Source organism: Vibrio scophthalmi (assembly GCF_040869025.1).
In the GTDB taxonomy this organism is placed as follows: Bacteria; Pseudomonadota; Gammaproteobacteria; order Enterobacterales; family Vibrionaceae; genus Vibrio; species Vibrio scophthalmi.
Window position 1 is genome coordinate 35,896 of the sequence record NZ_CP134272.1, and the last position, 23,961, is coordinate 59,856.

Here is a 23,961-nt window from a genome sequence, read left to right on the forward strand (position 1 = left end):
TTGAAGAGTGAGCCTAGCGTAAGTTAGGTTTTTTTTCTCTGCTCTACAGCTCGATTTTTTGAGTCGTTATTATTGATGTGAGAACAAATAAAAAAGGAAGTGCAGTCTCCTACACTTCCTTTTCGTTATTAGCTTATTCTAGCTATCATGCAAAAAGATGTTCTGATCGATCAAGGTATTAAGTATTTGCCCTTGATCTAATCCACCGAGCGTTAAATCTTGTGCCAAATTTTCGACCAAAATGGTTTGCTCTTCACCTGAACCGACACCATCTGGGTGAATCGTCATGGCGAGATCTTCATTTTGTACTGTCACTTGGATATGATCGAGCAAGTCATCAACACCAACCGTGGCCGATTTAAGCTCCGGCAATACATCGCGCAAGTCAATTTTGTCTTCTGATACGGTGAAATCGGTAATGGTATCTGTCGCTCCATCGGAGATTTCGTGCCAAACAAAGATATCGTTGCCAGTGCCACCTGTTAGAATGTCAGAGCCCAGTCCGCCGTCAATGGTGTCCGCACCCGCACCACCAATGATTTCATCATTGCCAGCGCCACCGGTAAGAATATCTCCCCCATCACCGCCGACGATACGATCATCACCCGATCCGGCAGTAAGGTTAACACCGGTATCATCACCCAACAGCTCAACATCTTGTGTTTGCGCCGATTGGTCAATATCCGTGCCGTCAGGCGAGATATTTAACACAATATCAATCGGTGCTGATTGGGCGGTCTGCCCATCATCGGTTGAAACGGCGGTGACTTTAACGGTATGGCTACCCACTCCTGCACCGACAACCTCAATACTGTCAATATCGGCAGCAGGCACTGAATAGATACCTCCAATTGGTGTGATCGCACCTGATGCGGTTTCCACACTCGCGCCCACCGGTAAGTCGCTCAACTCAACCGATAGCACTTCATTTATATCGGTTAACGCTGCGACTAAACCAACAATCGCAATACTATTGCCACTAACACTTAGATTAGCCGACACATTGCGGATGTAATCAAAGCCCGGTTGAATAGAGAGCGTTGGCGCATCCGCAACTGGATTAACCGTAATGTCATGGGTTTTACTGGTGGTAATACTCATTCCTGATGGGTTACCCGAATCGGTCGCCGATACCGTTAGCGCTATCTCTGAGTCTGTCGCAAAACGCGCATCGAGCATAACACCCTCTCCTGCGGCTGGCGTATCAAGCAAAGTATTGAGTTCCGCTAACGTACCTTCTAAGGTAATCGAACTGCCTGAAGCCGGGGTGACCGTTACCGTAGAACCTGCGGGTAAATTCACGCTTAACGACCCATAGCTGACACTCAATTCGACACTCATCGTATCATTTGCAAAGGCGTCGACATAATCGACATCAGCAACCGTTATACCGCTGATTTGTTGCGCCGCACTTTCATCAATCACTGGCGTAGCCGAATCTACATCCACTTCTGGTGCATCATTCACGCCGACCACGGTGACAGAAATCGTACCCTGATCGGTAAGGAAATCTGGATTGCCATCGGTGGTGCCATCATCTTCAATCACATAGCTAATAGTCACATCACCAGAGAAATCCAGCTTCGGTTGGAATGTCCATGATACGCCATCTGGATTGGCGGTAATTACGCCTTGTTCCGGCGGTACGGTGATCGATTTCACAATCAGGTTGTGCCCTTCCGGATCAGTACTTAAACCCGGGCCAATCAGTTGTGAAACGTTAATTTGCAGCGAAGTATCCTCATTAATTGACCCCAAATCCACATCCGCTGCGATGGGCTTATCGTTCACTTCGGAAACGTTAATCACGAACTCGGTGCTGTTTTGGTTAAGGGTATTATCGTTACCTGGCTCAACTAAACCTAAATTACCGTTATCATCAACCGTTGCCGTCACTTTCACGCCATCAGGATCAACTAAGTCATTGCTGTCTAACGCAGGGGTGAAGCTCACTAAGTTTTGCGTGAGCGCTTGGTTGATCTCACTCACCGTACCGCTAATGGTAATGGTGTTCCCACCCGTTATATTAACGGTAAGGTTGTTGTTACTCGCCACCGTAATATCTTGCGTCAACGTACCGCTATCAACGTTCAGTGTTAACGTGTAGCTCGCATTCGGATCATCCAATGTGGCATCGATATCATTAATCGTGAACCCTTTGACGAACACCGAGGTATCTTCTGCGGTTTGAAGGTTATCAATATCTTCAAAATAAGGGCGGTCGTTCACGGCCTCTACCACTACGCCTACCTCAAACTGACTGATTGGGCCAAGGTGTTTAACGCCATCATAACCCGTATCAACGGACTGCACTTTTATCGTCAGTTGGTCGGGATCCCACGTTCCTTGGTTTTGGTCGCCAGAGTTAAACACCACTTTATCAATCGATTGAGCATTCACCTCTAGTTGCCATACACCGCCCCCCAAGTCGGTCGCGAGCGTAATGCCATCATCAAAGAAGATCTGACCACCAGCAGGGACATTCTCCACCGTAATCAACAAGGTTTCTGGCTGATCTTGGGCGCTGTCTGCTGGCAATAAATCTATCTTATCAATCACACTGGCGTTTATGGTGATATCAATGTTCTGCCCTTCATCGCCAGTGACGCTATCAACGGGGTCGGTATCGACAGGATCTCCTACCGGAGTTACATCTATCGTAAATTGACCAGTATGTTCCACAGGAACACCCAGCAGTTGTTCTTGGGTAAAGACAACAATATTAATATCAGCTTTACCACTGAAGTTTTTGGCCGGTGTGATCGTTACTTGTGATAAATCGATGGAGGTGACACTTGGGTCGGTTAATTGAATCGTCCATTCACCGCCACCATTGTTTTTCACCACAAAGTCACTCGAAGTACTGTTAACAATAAAGTCGTCCGGTACGCCGGTGAGTTTGGCTGATAGGAACTGCTCAGAGCCATCTGTATCGGTAAGCGAGATCTGCAAACCACTACCGTTACTTTCTAGGTGTATATCGGTATCTTCATCGCCAATAACGACAATGTTGTCAGACGCTTCAGGCATCGTCACTGGGTCAACAACCGGTGTAATGTCGAAAGACATCTCGGCACTAAACGTCTTATCGGCCTGTTCGTCTGGGGTTTGTGTAGTACCCGTTTGATCAAAGATGGTTTTATCACTAACGGTACCTGTGACTCGTACTTCAACGGTATTATTGTTATTGCCTGTTGGGTAGTTGTGCTTAGGGACAAAATAGATCGCTTGTAACGCCGCTTCTATCACCGCGGGATCACTCGATTCAATCACCAACACACCCGGTGTTGTGGTTGTAATTGGATCGCCATTAATATCAGCAAAGAAACCTAAATCACTATCTACCAGTTCAATCTCTACTTTACTTAACGTTTCGCGCCCTTGTGTTGGTGCATCACGTTCGTCTGCGAGCGCAATATCGAGCTCTAGTTTGATTAAGTTATCTTCTAGAGCATCAGCGGAGAGCTCTGCGCCTGTACCTGCTTCAACAGAGCTTGCATCAATCGTGAAACTTGGCGTGACGTCGGTATCTTCCGGTTGTGGACTACCGCCCGATGAGACTGGCACATCAGCCAATGGCGTCACGGCAAACTTCACATCAACCGGTAACACTTTCTCATCACCGGAGATGGTATCAGTGGTCACAACCGACATTGGAATAATGAAATCACCAGCGTAATCTTCCGGAGTTATAAACTCCCAACCAGCCGGAATAATCAGATCGCCACCCGCTGTCACTTGCGCTTCAAAAATATACATTTCATTGGCGAAATCATACGTGCCGCCACTGATCACCAGCCCCGACACTTCCGCAGGAATGTCACTTTGCGCAATGACGATGGTCACTTGGTCTGCGATACCATCCGCCGTGCCCGCTTTCAGTTTGATCACGTTCGATAATTGGCTACTAACATCAAACTGATTATCTTCTTGGCCTAAGATAATGGCGGTAGGCGCCGTGATTTCCTCAACCTCTGCGGCTTCGCTGGTTAGGGTGGAAACAGCTCCTGGAAAGACCAAGTCCACGATGGTTGTCACTTCGCGTGGCGCACTGCCTTCGCCTTCATCACCGGCGTCTCTGACTTCAGCAACAAACTCCACTTTAATGGTGTTTTCTAATGCGCCTAAATCTGGGTATTTCAGGCCACTCGGTGCGGCGATCGTAAAGTTTTCTTCATCGAGCACGGTCCATGAGCCATCGCCATTATTAACGGCACCGAAAACGATCAATTGATCCATTACCGCTTCGAGATCGGCATCAGGAATACCGCCAGTAAAGCCTGCAAAGCGCACCACCACTTGATCGACATCTTCGGTTGAGCTTGGGTCGAGATCTTGGAACTTAACGATATTAGCATCGCCATTTTGATCATTGATGGTAAAGTCAATTCGGCCGTCACTGTTACCATCATCGGCATCATTGATTGACGTGACCACGTTACCATTGCTGTCTTCAATGCTCAGAGTACCATCAGGCTCTACAACAGGACGCACGACAATACTTAGTTGCCCCGTGACATCCGCTTCCACTGTCAGCGATGGATCATCTTCATCGATCTCTTTCATTTTTAATACGCTGGTCAGCGAGAGATCCACACTCGAGTCTTCCGGAGGTCGCACCAATATATCTGGTGCACTTGTACTTTGATCTAGCCCACTGATATTAAGCACGCCATTGGAATAAGTTACATTCGGGAAACCTGATTGCAATACGCCATCAACGACTACATTTGCCCCATCAATCTGGATATCAACACCATCAGCCCCCACGCCAGCAGGAAAACCCGAGATGGTAATGTCGGTGACAAACTCATAATCACGTCCATTGATTGTTGGGGTACTATCGGGCGCATCCACACCAGCCGTAACACGCCAAGGAACTCTGATAAACGTATCTTCATTACCGACCGCACTCGCGCTGTATGTGTTTGTTGCACCTCCCGCTTCGATGACCGGAGCGATGTTTACCTTGAGTACTCCATTCACTTCACGCACGTGACCATCGTTTTCTGTCACAACCACTTTTGCATCGATGGTGATGTCATCTGTCGAGTACTTAGGGGGACGGATGGTGATGCCTGATTGATAGTTCTCTTGCGTAATGTTGGCTTGATAGATTGGCTTACCACCTTCTTGGCCTACGTAGACCAAGTCAATCGCACCGCCATTGGCATCAAATAGCTCAACACCATCTGGAATATTAGACAGCAGCACTGATAAGCTTTCTGAGCCGTCAAAGACACTATCACCTTCCTCACCAGAGAGGACCGCAAAGCTAATATCGGCCTCAGTACTTTCATTGATGGTCACTTGCGCGCCAACCAAGCCAGACGGTGGGTTGTATTCGTACCATGTTCCCAGCACGCCGCCCGTTGCAGGCTCTTCTGGTACATCCGGCAAAAACGGAATATCAGCGACACCTTTCACCGTCACGTTAACGGTTTTCGCCGCACCCATTGGTTTGGTATCCACCACTTGAGAACCATCAGCTAGAGTGGCGGTGTCTTTTACAATACCAACCACATCAAAACTGAAATCAACGTTGCTGTGCAGTGGCGGTTGGATTTCAACGAATGGCAATGCCGCTTCGGGGATCTCAAATACACCCGGAGAGATTTCCACTATTGGGCTATCACCGGTGCCGATCCAACGCACTTCATAGCCAACCAGTACAGAGCCATCTTCTGATTTAAAATTATCAAGCTGAACAAATTGCGCTTCTGAATCATCGTTTGGCGTGTCGATATCATCTGTTGAGCCTAACGAGATAACCTTATTGAGCGTAAACGCTTCGTGATCGGTTTCTGGATCAATAGTATCTTGCGTTTTGGCATTGTCTTCAAAAATGGTAATACGATTAACACTGAAAGAGCCTTGGTCAGCAATCGGATTAACATTGATCACCAACTCTTGCACGACGGATTCCGCCTGCTCTTTGCCTGCGAGTGCGTTATCGGTCTCTTCTGTTAGAGCGGTAGCATTAAACTTAATGAAACCTGAGAAGTGATCGATCGGATTCACTTGCACCGAATTAATATCGCCCGAGGTGATTTCATACACGCCCGGAGAGACTTCATTGATCACTTGATCATTGCCATCCAGCAGTTCGAATTTACCTTCCCCTGCGGTGACCTCTAAGCGATAAGTGATCGTTTCTGGGTTACTGCCATCTTGAGTCACAGCTTGCAATGCAAGGTTGGCATTTTCGCCATCTTCAAACAGCGAATAAGTGTAGAGGCTGTTCGCATCATTCCACTCTGCAATGTCGGCAACCGCCTCAACCTCGATGTTCAAACTGCCACCAATGGCATGATCGGGGGTTACACCATTAAGTATTTCAACCGTTATCGGCACCGAGAAACCACCATCACCTGACGAATAATTTCGATCGGGCACGAAGTAAAGATTATCAATGCTGGCTATCGTCGTGGTGGGGTCGATGGTCTGTTGTACATCATCCGCATTTAACACCACACGGCCATCTGGTTGCGTGGTTAATTCGGTGTAAGTCGTGCCATCTAAGAAGTAGAACTTACCATTATGCGTTCCCGCTTCAATGATAATCGTGCCGACTTTCTCACCGTTATCTAAGTCGAACAACTTAACGGTTAAGTCGAGTTTGCTTGGCGTTATCGCTAACGAACCTTGATTGTCTTCGACATTACTATTGGTAATAGGCGGATTGAAAGTAAGTGAACTGTCACGGCCTGAATCCTCAAAGCTCACCACACTTGATGACTCAATTATCGCGTCTCTATCTAAGATATTCACGGTGTAGTTTTTCACCGAGGTATCTTGATCACCATCAGTTGCCGTTACCGTCAGACTAAAAGTGAATTGGCCACTTTCATGCTCTAGATTATCGACTGGCGTAAAGCGGAATTGGCCTCGATCGCCGGAGGTAGGACGAACTTGCAGCGTACCCTGCACGATGTTGTCGGTGATGTTGCCACCAGAATCACGGATGGTTTCGACAACCGTCACTGTTGTACGTGCTCCTGCTGGATCTAATGCATCCACATACGTTCCGTCGGCAAGTAGAAAGCGAATCTCCCCATTTGGGGTATCGTTACCTTCCACTAGGGTGATTTCCGCACCATCAGCACCCGGTTTACCAAAAAGATTCGCTCGAGTGCTATTCGTCTCGCCTTCAATCACCGTGATTGTTCGGTCGATGATATTAGGAACATCATCTCGTACCACAATATCCAATGGCAGGGTGGCCGTTGGATCTTTATCGAAATCCAATCCGCGAATATCAAAACCAATCGTAATATCGTTTTGACCTTGTCCCGCAGGGTGGTCAAAAGGCTGCTCAATAGTAAAGGCGTAGCTGTTATCTGCTGTATCAAAAATCAGGGTAAAGACAGTATCACCATCCGTTGCGGTTTGCGCGGTATGAGTCACCTTGGTGCCATCAGTTTGCACTGCAGCCCATACCAAGTCTTGCTCATCTGATTTTAACCCATCTAATACGCTGTCAAGATTAACGATCTCATACTCTGTGATGCCATCAGCGCCCTCTTCTACCACGAAATTACCCGCCGCGGTGGTGCTCTCTTTGTTGCCATCAGAGCCAATCCCCGCAAGATCATCCTCATCAACTAACTTATTGCCGCTGATCTCGGTCATTGTGGGTAAATCATCGCTGATATCAACCAAGATACTTTTCGCGCTGGTATCGCCATCGAAATCGGTGGCAATGACAGGGAATGTTAATGTGGTGAGATCCGAACCTTGGGCGTGATCAATCGGTGCCTTTAGCTCAAAACTGTAGTCACCATTGGCTTTAAGGGTTAAGACAAACACCTCAACGCCATCAGCGCTACCCGTGTAGGTGTGTTGATTGGTGGCAGGGTCAATCACTGGCCCAGACATCACCACATCGAAGCCTCCAGACTGCAAGCCAGTGACGGGCGACGTGGTCGACTCTAAACTGTATTTAACCACTGAATCGGCGCCTTGCACCGTGGTAAAGCTGCCATCGGCGGTAAGATCTGTGGCACTCGGGCTAGAGCCATCACTGAGATCATTTTCATTGACCGCTAAACGCTCAACGTCATCTACTGTTGGAACGTCATCAATGACGGTGATAGGCAGTGCAATCGCTGAACTTTCATCGTTATCAAAATCAATCACGCTGATTTGGAAATTGATATCGAGCTGGTTTTCACCTTGGCCCGTTGGGTGATCGAGTGCTTTTAACAAGGTAAAGTCATAGCGCTGCGTCTGGGTGTTAAACACCATGGTAAACACCGCTTCGTTACCCGTTTCCGTTTGCGCTGTGTAGGTAATGACATTGCCCACAGTGGTTGTGGTTGCCCACTCTAAATTTTCGCCACCTGATTTTAAGCCATTGAGTACAGATGCTTCATTGGCAATGGTGATCGCTTTGAGCGCATCTGCCCCTTCAGTGATATCGAATGTGCCGCCAATGGTAATAGGTTCTTTATCTGGATCAGAGCCGACGATAGCAATGTCGTCTTCATTAACGATTTGATCACCCGTGAAGCTATTAATCACTGGCGCGTCATCGACTAAATTAACGATCAATGGTTTAGTGCTAGTATCACCATCTTGGTCGGTTGCGACCACTGAGAAAGTAATATCTTTGTCGTCTTCTGTATCGGCGTGGTCAATCGGCGCTTTAAGCTCAAATTCATAACTACCAGCACTGCCATTCAAGGTAAGAATGAATACCTCACCATCCGCAGTAGAGCCCGTATAAGTATAAGTTTGAGTCGCTTGATCAAACACTTCGCTAATCGTGATCGCTTTACCTTGTGATTGCAAACCTGCAACCGGATCAGTCAATGAGGCTAGGTGATAAGTGATCACTTGGTCAGCCCCTTGCGTCACATCGAAGACACCAGAGTCTTTGAGGGAATCAGTGCCCTGATCAGAGCCGCCGACTAAATCATCTTCATCCACGCTCAGCGGCAGAATCGTATTAATCAGTGGAATGTCATCAACCACTGTAATCGTCAGTGGCTTGGTTGCGGTCGTATCGCCATCAAAATCGGTAGCGCTCAGCATGAAATCAAGCGCGAGACTATTCTCGCCTTGAGCCGTTGGGTGATCCAGAGGCTCTGATAAGGTGAAGCGATAGCTGTTGTCGCTGGTATCGAGAACTAAGGTAAATACAATCGCCCCTGACGTGGTCTGAGCGGTGTACGTAAACTGTGTGCCATTTTGAACCGGACTCCCCGCTTGCCATTCTACCGCTTCAGTACCCGATTTTAGCCCAGTGAGTACGCTATCAACATTGGTCACTTGGAAGCTTTTTAGCCCATCAGCTCCGGCATCAATATCAAAGTTACCGCTGATTTCGTTGCTACCATCTTGCGCAGAGCCTATGGTAGGAATATCGTCTTCATCAACACTAGTTTCACCAGTAAAGCCATTCAGTACCGGTGCATCGTCAACCAGTTTGACCACTAATGGTTTTATGCTGGTATCGCCATCTCGGTCAGTGGCGACAATTGAGAAGGTGAGATCTTTGTCGTCTTCATTCACGGCATGATCAATCGGTGCTTTAAGTTCAAACTGATAATTACCGTCGCCTTTTAGCGTCAGTACAAACACTTCGCCATCAGCACTTGAACCAGTATAGGTGTAAGTTTTTGTCGCTGAATCAAACGATTCGCTGATGCTCACTTCCTTACCTTGTGACATCAAGCCGCTGACAGGAACGGTCAATGATTCGAGGTGGTATGTGATCACTTGGTCAGCGCCTTGTGTGGTATCAAACACACCAGTAGCGGTCAGTGAATCGGTACCTGCATCGGTGCCATTGGCTAAATCGTCTTCATCAACACTCAGTGGTGCAATAGTGTCTATTTGCGGCACATCATCAACGACCGTAATCACTAACGGCTTAACCATCGTGGTGTCGTTATCAAAGTCTGTTGCCGTTACTTCAAAGGTCAGATCAAACGTGTTTTGCCCTTGCGCATCAACATGGTTAAGCGGCTTATCGAGCGTAAAGCTGTAGCTATTGTCACTGGTATCAAACACCAAGCTAAACACGGTTTCACCCGAGGTTGTTTGCGCTGTATAGGTGAACTGAGTGCCAACTTGTTCAGGGCTGCCCGCTTTCCACTCTAACGTATCATCGCCAGAGCTTAGGCCATTAAGCAAAGTGCCGATATTAGTCACCTGATAGCTTTTAACGCCATCTGCACCTTCGCTGATATCAACGGTGCCGCCAATAATATTGCTGCCAACTTGCCCAGGCCCAATATCCGAACCAATGGCCGGGATATCATCCTCATCTACGCTGGTTTGGCCGCTAAAGCCATTTAGGATCGGCGCATCATCTTCTAGAGTGACGACGAGCGGTTTCGTACTGGTATCACCATCTTGGTCAGTGGCGACAATCGAGAACGTCAGATCTTGGTTGGTTTCACTATCGGGATGATCGATCGGCGCTTTTAGCTCAAATTGATAGTTACCGTTGCCACTTAGGATTAACACAAATACAGGGCCATCGGCGGTTTCACCTGTGTAGGTGTAGGTTTTTGTCGCCGTGTCGAACGACTCACTGATGGTGACCGGTTTACCTTGTGATAACAGACCAGAAACAGGGCTAGTTAATGATTCCAGTTGGTAAGTAACGACCCCATCAGCACCTTGCGTGGTATCAAACACGCCAGAGGCGGTCAACGAATCATTGCCCTCATCAGTACCGCCGACCAGATCGTCTTCATCAACACTCAATGGTGCGATGGTATTAATCAGCGGAATATCATCCACCACAGTGATCGTCAGCGGTTGCTCGCCCGTGGTGTCATTATCGAAATCAGTCGCAGAAATTTGGAAGGCTAATTCTAGGTTGTTTTCACCTTGCGCATCAGCATGATCGAGAGGTTTGAGCAAGGTAAATTGATAGTTGTTATTGCTGGTATCCAATACCAAGGTAAAGACTGTCGCTCCTGACGTGGTTTGCGCCGTATAGGTAAACTTGCCACCATCTTGTTCAGGGCTGCCCGCTTTCCACTCCAACGCTTCATCGCCAGAGGTTAAACCATTAAGTAGCGTAGCGGTGTTGGTCACTTGATAGCTTTTAACACCATCAGCGCCTTCTTCAACATTAATGGTGCCACCGATCACGTTACTGCCATCGAGCGCAGATCCTATCGCTGGAATGTCGTCTTCATCAACCGTAGTCGTGCCAGTAAAACCGTTTAAAATAGGCGCATCATCAACTAATTTCACCACCAGCGGTTTGGTGCTGGTGTCGCCATCTTGGTCAGTAGCGACGATGGCAAAGGTGAGATCTTTATCATTTTCATTGGTTGCATGATCAATCGGCGCTTTGAGTTCAAATTGATACGCACCGTTACCACTGAGGGTTAAAACAAACACCTCACTATCGTCAGTCGAGCCAGTATACGTATAAGTTTGCGTATTAGGATCATACGATTCGGCAATCGTGATTGCTTTACCTTGCGATTCAAGACCTGCCACTGGGACGGTAAGCGATTCAAGACTGTACGTCACAACACGGTCAGCACCTTGAGTGGTATCAAAAACACCAGAATCGATCAGAGGATCATTACCGACATCAATCCCACCGGGCAGGTCATCTTCATCGATTGATAGGGGGGCAATCTCGTTAATCAACGGGATGTCATCGACCACAACGATATCGAGCGATTTGGCTGCGGTCGTATCGTTATCAAAATCCGTTGCGCTGATCATCACATTCAATGTGATGGTGTTTTCACCTTGAACATCGGGATGGTCTAATGGCTTATCTAAGGTAAATCGGTAGCTGTTATCACTGGTATCAAATACAAGAGTAAAGACAGTGTCACCTGCGGTGGTTTGCGCAGTATACGTAAACTCCGTGCCGCTCTGCTCTGGGCTCCCCGCCTTCCATTCCAGTGCTAGTTCACCAGAGGTTAAGCCAAACAGTAACGTATCAACGTTGGTGATCTGATAACTTTTAATGCCATCAGCACCTTCTTTAATATCGAAGTTACCGCTGATTTGATTGCTGCCATCAAGAGCTGAACCAATGGTAGGAATGTCATCTTCATCAACACTGGTTTCGCCAGTAAAGCCATTCAGTACCGGTTTATCGTCAAGAATGGTGATCGGCAATGTGCCTTGGGCTGTGTCGTCGTCATAATCGGTGGCGGTTAATGGAAAATCGATAGTGGTACTATCGCTGCCCACTTGATGATCAATTGGTAGTTTCAGTGAAAACTCATAATCACCAGCGGTATTAATCGTCAGAACAAACACATCACCGGCACTGGTTGAAGCGGTATAAGTAAAGCTACCATCACTGTTTGCAACTTCACTGATCGTAAGTGGCTCACCTTGTGAAGTTAAACGGCCATCGGCGTTAAAGTTAGTAACGTCCAAACGATATTGCTCTATGGTGTCACTGCCTAAATTAATATCCACTACATTACCAGCTACTGTGGCTGAGGGATCGGTTGCCGTACCGTCCGTTAAGTTTGCTTCATTCAGGGTGATATTTGGCACATCCACGATTTGTGGATCAATACCATCGCCGATGGTGACGCTGGCACTGATTGGCGCCTGAATCGAATTCCCACCGCTATCGGTGCCCGTAATATCAAAATTCACCACGATTTGATCATTAACCAAGGCCACATTGCCACTACCAACAGAAGGTAGATGGTCAATAGGCTGCGATAATGTCGTGGTAATGGTTAGTGTGAGATCTTTTCCTATAGGGGTCACATCCAAGTCGATGCGTATTACCTCACCAGCCGCAGATACACCAATAATGGCATTTTCACTCGCGTCATAACTAAATGTGACGTCTTGGTTTGCCGATTTAATATCGTTGTTTAATTCAGCCAGCAGGGTGGCAAGAGAGATGGGGTCAGGGACAAAACTGGTTGGGTCAAGCGGCAAATCGCCAGCTTCAATAAAGACGGAGGCTGTGACAATAGAAGGATAAGTATCAGGATCTAGATCCCCCTCTACTACTAGCTCTGCTATGCTTTCTCCCCCAGCAGCAAAGACCGTTGAGCGGCCATCCTCTTCTGGGTCATCAAATATATCACGGCGCGGAGCACTGGTTTCAAAGAAGGTTTGAGCGAGTGTTTGAGCGTTGGTGTAGTCAATTGTAACAAACCCTGCATTGGCAGAACCTAACACGCCCCCCGCAGCCGCGGCTTCTAAAATAGCTGTCGGGTCTTCTCCCGCCAAGATGGCAGCTTGCAGAGCCTCTATCTCGTCGATGGCAAACGTTGTATCTTCAATATTCGACAAATCAACGTTAATTTCGCCACCAATCGGCGCATCTGCGATAGTTTGTTGAGAGACAGTATTATGGTCGAAGCAAGCAACGCAGTTTTGCGTGATAACGGCGACTTCGTTTCCAGACTTAAGCTCTACCTCTGCGCCATTAACAACAATGACTGTATCTTTGTTCGTGACAACATCGCCGACTTTTAGATCTCGCGCATTCCCTTTTTCGTCGATGACAATTGCATCTCCGCTCAGTTTAGCAACCTTGAATCCACCGTCGCCCACTTTATTGTCCATCTCATCCCCCGAAATTTCTTAAATCTTGCAAGTAACTAGTAATTCTTATCATTTTATTTACTATTTTATCACCAGAAACTTACCAAATAAGAAACGATTTTGCATTGATTTTCACTCATTTAGTGACTTTCGTTGTTCAAAAGTAAGTATAGTCATTGAACACAAAATTGGTTGTATGGAATCAAATAACGCACAAATGAAAATACACACATATGAAAATCTGACTAAAGAGCAGACTTTTCAACGTTAGAATGGGACAACTTGAGATGTATTAGTATTGAGACATGCTAAAAAAAACTGAAGTAATTCATAAACTCTCAGTTAAATTTATTTATAGTTGCATAAAGCAATGACAAGCAGGTTCTAATGTACTCAGCAAAGTTTAACTTACGCAAAATCTACACACTCACTCGAGAGATGTGTTCCCATTTGCCAAACTTAATCCCTGTCCTCGTCATTTTCTTCCTTGCCTTCTCATTTTCTATCTTAGGCAATTACTACCATACAAAAAAAGCGGCCTATCAAGATGGGAAAGAGCTCATTCTCGCATTGGAACGCTATATCGAAAAAACGGCTAGTGAACTCTATGTTTTGAATAAACAAATAGGTAAAACATGCAGCGAAGAAGATAAGTTGGCATTACGTAGTCATGTCTTCCATTCTGAATTCATTAAAGAAGTAGGGATATATAGTAACGGTCGAATAATCTGTACCAGTAATGAAGGCCTGACTGATATTGACCTTTCCAATGCGATTGTAGAAAGAATCAATGCTTCTAAAACACATATTACAATTGAAGTCAGCCGCTCCAACAGTGCGTTAAACACCTTTTTCATTTATGCCTCAATCAATGATCACTATGGCCTAAATGCTCTGATGCCCCCGCAACGCTTTATCAATCTCATTGCGCAAAATTTAGATAACAAACAATACAAATATCGACTCAGTATATTAGGTAGGGATCTCAATGGAGAAATACCAAGTAACCTAAAACAAAAAGACCAGTTTATTTTCGACTCTGAAATCTACCCACTGCAAATAGAACTACGCCCTAGCGCTGGCACATATCAATATCACTATTTCAGCCATATTTGGCAGACCATTTTAGTGGCATCTCTGTTTTCTTTAATTTATTTGACTATTGGCTATCAACTGTTGGCTAAGCGTTCGATTGAATTTAACTTAGTCAGCGCCATTGAGAATGACCAAATTGAATTGTATTTACAGCCAATTGTGGATGTAAATAACAACGAAGTGGTTGGTAGTGAAGCCCTTGTGCGCTGGAATCACCCGACACAAGGTCAAATCTCACCTGAAATCTTCATTCCATTGGCGGAGAGCCTCGGCATAATTGACTTGCTGACCAAAAAAACACTATCAAATGTAGCTCGATTTCTCACCAATAATCCCAGCTATCAAGCCAAAAATTATGTCAGCGTCAATCTCAGCCGTGTTTGTTTGGTTGACGATGATTTTATTACTCACTTACTGCTGTTTACCAAACGGTACCCTAAGCTTGTTGGATGCTTGCTGCTTGAAGTCACCGAAAATTTGGATTTTGATCAGCAGCAATTACAAGTAGCATTACGCAATCTCCAGCGAATTCAAAAAATGGGTTTTCAGCTCGCTATTGACGATTTTGGCACTGGTTACTCAGGTCTCAACTTCATCCGTTTGCACCGCTTTCAAGTCATGAAAATCGATCAAGTGTTTATTAAGAGCCTACAAAACGATTCAAGTATTACACCGGTTTTGATTTCGATGATTCAACTTGCAAAAGAGTTGGAAATGAAAGTCATTGCTGAAGGGGTAGAAACCAAGCACCAAATCGATTTGCTGAAAGAGCTCGATGTTAGCTATATACAAGGGTTCTATTACTCACGGCCGATCAAACCAGCGGCGCTAATCGAATTAGGCAGCGAAATCAAGTTCGACCAAGTTAGCCGACTCCCCGCTTAATCACAAACGTGGCGCCAAAAAAAGCCAACCTTGTGGTTGGCTTATACGTTTTCTATTCCATCAGGCTTAGGCAACACCATGACCTTTAGAAGCCACCCAAATGCGATACCATTGTTCACGAGTCAATTCGATTGATAGAGAATTCACGGCGCTTTCTACGCGCTCAATCTTACCCGAACCAATAATTGCCAGCGGTTTTGAGGGTAGGCGTCGTACCCATGCATAAATCACTTGTTCAATCGACTGCGCACCAACTTCTACACGAATCGCTTCGAGCTCAGCTCGAACACGTTTTGCTTGTTCGGATTGGCCAGTAAACAACTCCCCACCAGCAAGACATGACCACGCCATCGGTCTTACGCGCTTCATTTGCAGTTGGTCTAGCGTACCGTCATGAGCAACATCAAAATTAAGCGGGTTGATTTCTACTTGGTTCGTCACTAGTGGCTTGTGCGTTCGCGACTCAAGCAGATCAAACTGACTTGGCGTAAAATTTGATACACCGAAGTATTTTACCTTACCAACTTTATGCAGTTCAGAAAAAACCTCAGCAACTTCATCCGCATCCATCAATACATCTGGACGATGAATCAATAATAAATCGATGTGGTCAACATTGAGGCGAGACAACGAATTATTCACCGACTCATGAATATGCGCCGAGCTGGTATCATAATGATTCACTTTACGTTGCGGATATTTTGCACCACACAACTGAATATCGCACTTAGTGACAATTTGAATTTGCTCGCGAACAGACGGATCTAACTTAATCGCTTCGCCAAACAGCTGCTCACACTCATAGCCACCATAAATATCTGCATGATCAACAGTCGTGATCCCTAAATCTATGTGCTGCTTTAAAAATGTCAAACGTTGTTGAGGCGTCATGCCCCACTCCGCTAGTCGCCAGTAACCTTGTACCAGTTCTGAAAGCTCCGGACCTTGTGGGCCAACTACCACTTTAGACACCATCTCTATCACTCCTAAATTATCCTGCCACTAGGCTAAGCTGCTTTGAATAAATGCTCAATGCGAACCCGAGTAGAGCGCCTGATAATTACCAGTTTTGGGTCAACCGCCACACTTTTCTTACTCCAACGCTATGCCTCCATCAAATAGACACATCGCTTGAAAGCTACCGATAAGTGTAGAGGATGAAATCATAAGCACAGAAACTAAATGTTTTCCTAAATCTAGCTTCTACCAGAACAAACAGACAGCATAAAAAAAGCTCCTACAGATAGGAGCTTTTTCATTTAAAATGAGTGGCTAGGCGTTACGACGCTGTTTCACTGCCTGAGCGAGCTGACGCAGCACTTGTTCAGTGTCACCCCAGTTAATACAGCCATCGGTAATCGATTGGCCATAAGTCGCGGCTTTACCATCAATAAGGTCTTGGCGCCCCTCAACCAAATGAGATTCAATCATCACACCAAAAATGGCATCTTCACCTGCCGCTAGCTGGCCTGCCACATCTTCAGCAACCACCATCTGCCGCTTATACTCTTTTGAGCTATTGGCATGGCTAAAGTCAATCATCACTTTCTGCGGCAAACCTGATGCTTCAAGCTCTTGCTTAATTGCACTCACATGCTCTGCGCTGTAGTTCGGCTCTTTACCGCCACGTAAAATGATGTGGCAATCTGGGTTTCCACTGGTCTCAATGATCGCCGAGTGACCAAACTTCGTCACTGATAGGAAATGGTGAGAAGCGCCAGCGGAGCGAATCGCATCTGAGGCGATTTTGATGTTGCCATCAGTACCATTCTTAAAGCCAACTGGACACGATAGGCCCGATGATAACTCACGGTGAACCTGAGATTCCGTGGTACGAGCACCAATTGCACCCCAGCTGATTAAATCGCCAACGTATTGCGGCGTAATCATGTCTAGGAACTCACTTGCCGTTGGAATACCAAGATCTGTTAAATCTAGTAGCAACTTACGGCCAATACGCAGTCCATCGTTGATTTTGAAGGTATCATTCAAGTATGGGTCGTTAATCAAACCTTTCCAACCCACCGTTGTACGTGGTTTTTCAAAGTAAACTCGCATAACCACTTCAAGGTCTTCACTCAGTTCATCACGCAGTACTTTCAGCTTCTTGCCATACTCTAGCGCCGCTTCAGTATCGTGAATCGAACATGGACCGACAATAACCAATAGACGATCGTCAGTGCCCTTTAAAATATTTGAAATTGATTCGCGTGAACGAAATGTTGTAGAAGAAGCGGTTTCTGTTGCCGGAAATTTTTCTAATACAGCTACCGGTGGTAATAACTCTTTTACTTTGTGAATTCGTACATCATCTGTTTGAAACATCGCTACTTCTTCCTGTTTATTTCGAGTGATTGGCATTATTACGTGCTTGCCGATTCGACCCTTTACGTTCCTGTTCCTTGTAACTTATCTATCAAAAACAAACCTTGCAACCATTATTTTATTTAAAAGGCAATATTTCTGCATACTTTAAACTTTACAGCCAATGTAAAAAAATAATTACACCCATTATCAAAGATAAGAAACTAAGGAAAATCTAATCAAAAATTAATTTAATTCAAAGAATTATAAAAATAACTATTTAAGCTTCTCGCAAGATTCAGAGCAGATTCAACAAAAACCACTAGATACGTCATCCTAAAGCAGGTTCAATCTGAAAGGGATTATGAGATCTGTGAACGCGGTAAGGTCACAAATTCTTGACTGAATAGGCGATCAATTAGACTGAGTTGCCAAATAGAGGCGATAGACAGCACTACCCAATAAAAGCCCGGAAATATTGATCAAAAAATCTTGCCATGAGAACTCTCTCAAGGGGCTAACGGCTTGAAAAGCCTCATCTGCTGAGACGAGACAGAGCATTAGGATCAACAGCGGTGGGAAGCGAAATAAGGCGTTACGAAAATAGTATTTTGGGGTCGCCCAACAGGCTATAAATCCCAATAGAAATGAGAGGATACTGTGCAAGGCCCAGTCACCACCAAACAATACTTCAACTTCTCGTACGCTGTTGCCATGCACATTAAACGTCTTTGCCATTGACGCTAAACCGCTAAGCAATACGACAACCATAAGCAGTATCACTCGGCGATTAAAATATAAAGGACGTTTATTCATGCTTGCTGTTCTAAGGGGTCATGCTGTCTGGATGATGAAAATACGACCAGCATACGTGAACCCCTCGTGATATCAAAGGTCATTTTGTTGATTTTTGGTTATTTTTTATATCGTTAAGTAATGTAGTGATCGACCAACAGTAAAACAAAAAGCAGCATCAGATGGTAAATAGAGAACTTAAACGTCTCGATGGCTGTTTTCTCTGTTGGCTGGTATTTCAACTTCCAAGCATAACCAATAAAGCCTGCACTCAACACAATGGAGCCCATCCAATAAAGTGGACCACTCATCCCAACCAAAGCGGGTAATAAACACACTAAAGCCAATAAAATGGTGTAAAGCAAGATAGAGGTTTTAGTGTACTCAATCCCATGAGTCACTGGCAGCATAGGAATATCGGCTTTGGCATAATCATCTCGGCGATGGATGGCGAGCGCCCAAAAGTGTGGCGGCGTCCAGATAAAAATGATCATCACGAGCAGCCAAGCATGGCTGTGTAGCTCCCCCGTCACCGCGCTCCAACCCAACAACGGTGGCATTGCCCCTGCAATCCCAGCGATGACAATATTTTGTGGCGTCGCACGTTTCAAATACATGGTGTAAACCACTGCATAGCCCAAAAGACTGGCAAACGTCAGCCAAGCCGTTAGCGGATTAACGGTAAACAGTAATATCATAAACCCCGCAACACCGAGGGTAGTGGCAAATCCCGCCACACGCATCGGTGACATCTCCCCTTGTGGTAAAGGGCGGCGGTGCGTTCGAGCCATCACGGCATCAATACGACGATCAATTAAATGATTGAAAGCTGCCGCCGAAGAAGCCATTAAGCCAATGCCCAGCATTCCTAATATACTTTGCTGCAAAGGCAGGGAACCCGGCATAGCCAAACACATTCCAACTAGCGCCGTTAGTAGCATCAACATCACCACTTTTGGCTTGGTTAATGCGAGGTAACTACGCCACACGGCTTTGCTCTGGCTGTATTCATAACTTAGAGATTTACTCATGGTAGGCCTCCTTGCCAACACGCATACCTAGTGCAGAAGTTTTTGGGGTTGATTGCCACAATAAATGATTAATATAAAGTACATTAAGTAAAAGCAATGCGGCTCCGAGATTGTGAGCAACCGCAACCACGATGGGTAAGCTAAAGACAACATTACTGATCCCCAACATAAGCTGTAGCGCCAGCAATCCTGTTAACCACTTAGCTTGGTGCTGACAGGGCAAACTTTCCTGTTTGAATAACTGCCAAATCAAACTAATCAATACGAGACTAACGACCATTGCACCAAAGCGATGCATGACATGAATCGTCATTCTTGCACCATAATCTAACGTACCAAACTCATAGCTCTCTTGTGACGGTTGGATGAGCTGAAAAGCGGTGCTGAAATCCAAATAATCACGCCATTGTCCTTGGCATATCGGCAGTTCGGTACACATTAAGGCGGCATAATTGGAGGATGTCCAACCACCAAGCGCAATTTGCATTACCAGCAGTATTAAAGCCAACACGGCAATGATTTTTATCACACTAGAATTAGGCGATATCCGTTGCTTGGTATTATGCACAAGATGGCCGACATTGGGCTCAGGCTCTTGTTCTAGTGCGGAATGTGAGCATTCACTTGCGCGAACCTGCCAATACAACAAAGCCAATAAGCTAAACAGTGTAAAGCCGCCAAGTAAGTGTCCCATCACCACCAAAGGCATCAGCTTCATCGTGACCGTCCACATTCCTAGCAGAGCTTGGAATACGACCACGACACTGACCAAAACAGGCAACAGTCGGCCCACTTGTTTTTGCACAATAGCGATAACTGAAATGGCAAAAACCAATACACCAAGAGAACCAGCAAAATATCGATGGATCATTTCCAGCCATGCTTTATCCGTCTCGACAGTTAAAGCAGGAAAAAGATGGTTGGCTTGAGCAATTTCCAGCTCACTATTGGGTACGCTAAGCTGACCATAGCAACCGGGCCAATCTGGGCAGCCTAGTCCGGCATCCGCTAGACGAGTATAAGCCCCTAAAAGAATAACGATAAACGTCAGCAGCAAACTCAGTTGTAACATGCGTTTTAATAGCATAGAACCTCCTTAGCCCACCCGAGATAACTTGAGTAGTTTTCTCAGATCAGCCAGTAATCCTTTACTTTGAGCCACTAAATTGTCTTGTGAATCCACCTTTGGGTAACGCATGACGAGCTGACCTCTTGGATCAACAATTACATATTCAAAACCGCCCACCACTTGCCCAAATGCGCTATTGATCGTAAGTGTTGAAAAACCAATGTCCTCAAGCGCTTGTTGATCACTACGCTCACGAACCAGCACGACAGGTTCAACCCGTTGTTGATATTTTCCTAAGGCGGTATGGCTTTGTTTCAGTAGATAGAGTTGTTCTTGGCAGAGCGAGTCGCATACTTCTGGCATCACATAGGCCAATTGCCAACGCTGACCAACATAGGGATTCTCAACACCAAGGCTCGCATAACTGGTGGAGGGTTCAATTAACGTACCTTTATTAGTCACGCCAGCCGTGTACCACTGCTGCTGTAGAATCAACTTGGCTAATAGTGCAGGCAAAGCAAACACGAAAATAAGTGCCAATAACATGATGCGACCGCGAGTAACTGATGCTTTCATTTGCTCTCCTTAGCTCGATGACAATCAAGGTAAATCGTTGACCACTTTTCGCTTTGACTTCACTGCCAACGACAGCCAAATAAGCGCTAATATTGCCAATGCTACTGCCATGGCAAACCACTGCACCGCATAACCAATATGTTTTCCTGCACTCATTGGCAGTGGGTTCCACGGCTGTGGGTAATCCCACTGCTGATCAATCGATTGTGGTTGAACGACAAACCTCTCAATTGGGTATTGCCAAAGGCGGCTTAACGCAGCGATGTTCAAATTTTGAATACGCACTGGCAAGGTATCCTCAGCCATCAATGCGTCACTGAGCGGGTTGTTTGAACGTACATACAATCGCCCTTCCCCTTGATACCTCTCATCCAACCAATTGACTTCAGGCAGTATTGAACGGTTCACACCCGCAGGAATAAAGCCTCGTTCAAGTAATACATAACGCCCTTGTGCCGTTTTCATCAACTGAATCGCCAAATAGCCCACATTGCCCTCAAATACTTGGTTATCTAGCAATAAGTATTTTCCATGTAGTGGTGTTGCAAGAACGTCCACTCGTTGCCCGGTCAAATAGCTCTCTTGGCTAGGCTGTACATCGTCTAATGGCAGAAGAGTTTGCCACTGCTTGCTATCAAGCTCTTGCTGTATCACCTGTTTCTGCTCAGCCCGATTTAATTGCCATAATCCCAAGTTGACCAATATCGATATCGCAACCACAGTTAAGATAAGCGCCAACCAAAACGACGGTTGTTTTATTAACTCACTTAAGGACAACGCTATGGTTTTCATCTTCAAATTACTGCTTGTGGTACTACTGCTTTTTATCATCGCCAACCTCGCCAAAGCCTTAATTGAGATGGTTAAATCGCCCGATGAAGACGAAGCAAACGAATCTGATCAGCCTCCTATGAGTCACTATCTAGGTCAACGTCTCGTTCTCTCCGCCCTCGCGGTGGTGTTACTCATTGTGGCTTTACTTACCGGCATCATCGAAGCCAATGTCCGCCCTTATTAGCAATGCCAATCATTGATTAAACACACTCTCAATCCAGCTCTATTCACCCATCGTTTTGATATTTGAGAACGATGGGTTCTCGCTAAAGCACGTAGACAAAGATGAACAAACACAACCACACCACATCAACAAAGTGCCAATACCAACTACCAGCTTGAAACGCGAAATGATCTTTCGGAGTAAAGTGATCTTTCGCAACCCGAGCCAACAAGATGATCAAGAAGATGGTGCCTAAACAGACATGCAAACCATGAAAACCGGTTAATAAGAAAAAGGTATTACCATAAATACCTGCATCTAACGTCAAGCCCAGCTCTTCATACGCATGAATGTATTCCGCCGCCTGAAAATAAAGAAAGAAGAATGCCAATACGATGGTAATTTCGAGCCACACAATCAACGCCATGCGCTTGTTACGCTCTAAACTGACGTGCGCCATATGCAAAGTGACGGAAGATAGCAGCAGGATCAGCGTATTTTTTAGCGGAATGCCTGCCCAGCCCATTGCCATGGTTGTCGTACCATCAGGTGTCGTGGTCAACGGCCATATTGCCTCAAACGCCGGCCACAGCACTTCATGAGTCATCGCATTATTACTTGCTCCAGCAAGCCAAGGAACCGAGATCAAACGTGCATAAAACAGTGCCCCGAAAAATGCACCAAAAAACATGATTTCCGAGAATATAAACCAGCTCATTCCCTGACGAAACGAGCGTGATATTTGCGCAGAATAGAGGCCCGTCATCGACTCAGTAATCACGTTACTGAACCACCTTGCTAAGACGTAGAGCAGAAAAAGAAAGCCAAAACCCAATATGATTTTTGAAAAGAGACTCGCACTGCCACCCTCAGCCATGGTTTGCACCGTCAACCCTGCCCCTAGCGCAATCAAGAACAAGGCGATGGCCGCAACGATCGGCCAGGTACTTTGTGCCGGTACATAATACGATTGAGGTTTAGAGCTCATGCTGTTTCTCCTTGTAAGCCACGAGTTTCGTGGTTGTGGCATGCTTCTGACCAAGCAGTTGTGGTTCAGTTGCCCTGCAAATTATTGTCGCGCATTGTTTGTTTAGTCATATCGCGTGATGCCGGAGCCTCAATTTTCGCCACTTGCTTACTCTTCTTATTTTGCGCTGCCGTGATGTCATACAGCGTGTAGGAGAGCGTTAAGGTATGAATCGATTGAGGTATATCTCGTTCTATGTAAAAAATTAGCGGCATATCCACGCCACTTCGGCCATCAAGTGGCTGTTTGTTAAAACAAAAACACTCCACTTTGTTAAAGTAGCTTGCCCCCATTCCGGGAGAAACCGAGGGTACGGCTTGGCCAATCACCGTTTGATCGGAACGATTAAATGCATAGTAAGAGGTTTGAATTACCTCCCCAGGATGTACATCCATGCTCATAACTTGAGGTTTAAACTCCCACGGCATAGTCGGATTAGGGTGAGCAATAAACTCAACTCGAATCGTGCGCGACGTATCAGGTGTTAACGCAGCGGGTTGCTCCACAGCCTCACGATTCGTTTTGCCATTGATGCCAAGTGCATCGCACATAATGTCGTACAACGGCACTAATGCGAAACCAAAGCCAAACATCGCTATCGTGGCGACCAACAACTTAGCCGTTAAGGTTTTGTTCGCTTTGCGTTGAATATGCTCTTGTTCATCCATGA

At 45.8% G+C, this 23,961-nt stretch carries 12 protein-coding genes; 2 read left to right on the top strand and 10 right to left on the bottom strand.

From position 1 onward, the window contains the following. Positions 1 to 138: 138 nt before the first annotated feature. A complete protein-coding gene (locus RJD38_RS15100) occupies positions 139 to 13,533 on the bottom strand; it encodes a retention module-containing protein (protein ID WP_367971653.1) in 13,395 nt (4,464 codons plus the stop codon). 366 nt (positions 13,534 to 13,899) lie between these two features. On the opposite strand from RJD38_RS15100, the gene RJD38_RS15105 reads away from it, so the two are divergent. Beyond that, a complete protein-coding gene (locus RJD38_RS15105) occupies positions 13,900 to 15,492 on the top strand; it encodes an EAL domain-containing protein (RefSeq protein ID WP_065546461.1) in 1,593 nt (530 codons plus the stop codon). A 66-nt stretch (positions 15,493 to 15,558) separates the two neighbouring features. Here RJD38_RS15105 and RJD38_RS15110 read toward each other — a convergent pair whose 3' ends face one another. From RJD38_RS15110 to RJD38_RS15140, 7 genes are all read right to left on the bottom strand, one after another. Beyond that, entirely contained in the window at positions 15,559 to 16,467 is a 909-nt protein-coding gene (locus RJD38_RS15110) for an aldo/keto reductase (protein ID WP_065546462.1), read from the bottom strand. Positions 16,468 to 16,764: 297 nt separating this feature from the next. Next, positions 16,765 to 17,817, bottom strand: a complete 1,053-nt coding sequence (gene aroG, locus RJD38_RS15115) for a 3-deoxy-7-phosphoheptulonate synthase AroG (protein ID WP_005598197.1) — start codon at positions 17,815 to 17,817, stop codon at positions 16,765 to 16,767. Between the two features lie 393 nt (positions 17,818 to 18,210). Beyond that, positions 18,211 to 18,612, bottom strand: a complete 402-nt coding sequence (locus RJD38_RS15120) for a VanZ family protein (RefSeq protein ID WP_065546463.1) — start codon at positions 18,610 to 18,612, stop codon at positions 18,211 to 18,213. Between the two features lie 113 nt (positions 18,613 to 18,725). After that, on the bottom strand, positions 18,726 to 19,622 hold the full coding sequence (cyoE, locus tag RJD38_RS15125) for a heme o synthase (RefSeq protein ID WP_065546464.1): 897 nt from the start codon (positions 19,620 to 19,622) through the stop codon (positions 18,726 to 18,728). Next, entirely contained in the window at positions 19,615 to 20,709 is a 1,095-nt protein-coding gene (locus tag RJD38_RS15130) for a COX15/CtaA family protein (protein ID WP_065546465.1), read from the bottom strand. Before RJD38_RS15130 ends, cyoE begins: the two co-directional genes overlap by 8 nt. A 9-nt stretch (positions 20,710 to 20,718) precedes the next feature. Then, the gene (locus tag RJD38_RS15135) at positions 20,719 to 21,267 is read right to left on the bottom strand and encodes a hypothetical protein (RefSeq protein ID WP_065546466.1); all 549 of its coding nucleotides are present in this window, start codon (positions 21,265 to 21,267) and stop codon (positions 20,719 to 20,721) included. Positions 21,268 to 21,291: 24 nt separating this feature from the next. Then, positions 21,292 to 22,059 carry an SURF1 family protein gene (locus tag RJD38_RS15140; protein ID WP_065546467.1) on the bottom strand — a complete coding sequence of 256 codons (768 nt, stop codon included), beginning with the start codon at positions 22,057 to 22,059 and terminating at the stop codon, positions 21,292 to 21,294. Here RJD38_RS15140 and RJD38_RS15145 point away from each other — a divergent pair. After that, entirely contained in the window at positions 22,049 to 22,285 is a 237-nt protein-coding gene (locus tag RJD38_RS15145; RefSeq protein ID WP_065546468.1) for a DUF2909 domain-containing protein, read from the top strand. The genes RJD38_RS15140 and RJD38_RS15145 overlap by 11 nt on opposite strands. An 82-nt stretch (positions 22,286 to 22,367) precedes the next feature. Here RJD38_RS15145 and RJD38_RS15150 read toward each other — a convergent pair whose 3' ends face one another. Beyond that, on the bottom strand, positions 22,368 to 23,252 hold the full coding sequence (locus tag RJD38_RS15150; protein ID WP_009386631.1) for a cytochrome c oxidase subunit 3: 885 nt from the start codon (positions 23,250 to 23,252) through the stop codon (positions 22,368 to 22,370). Between the two features lie 65 nt (positions 23,253 to 23,317). Beyond that, on the bottom strand, positions 23,318 to 23,959 hold the full coding sequence (locus RJD38_RS15155) for a cytochrome c oxidase assembly protein (RefSeq protein ID WP_009386632.1): 642 nt from the start codon (positions 23,957 to 23,959) through the stop codon (positions 23,318 to 23,320). Positions 23,960 to 23,961: the final 2 nt, after the last annotated feature.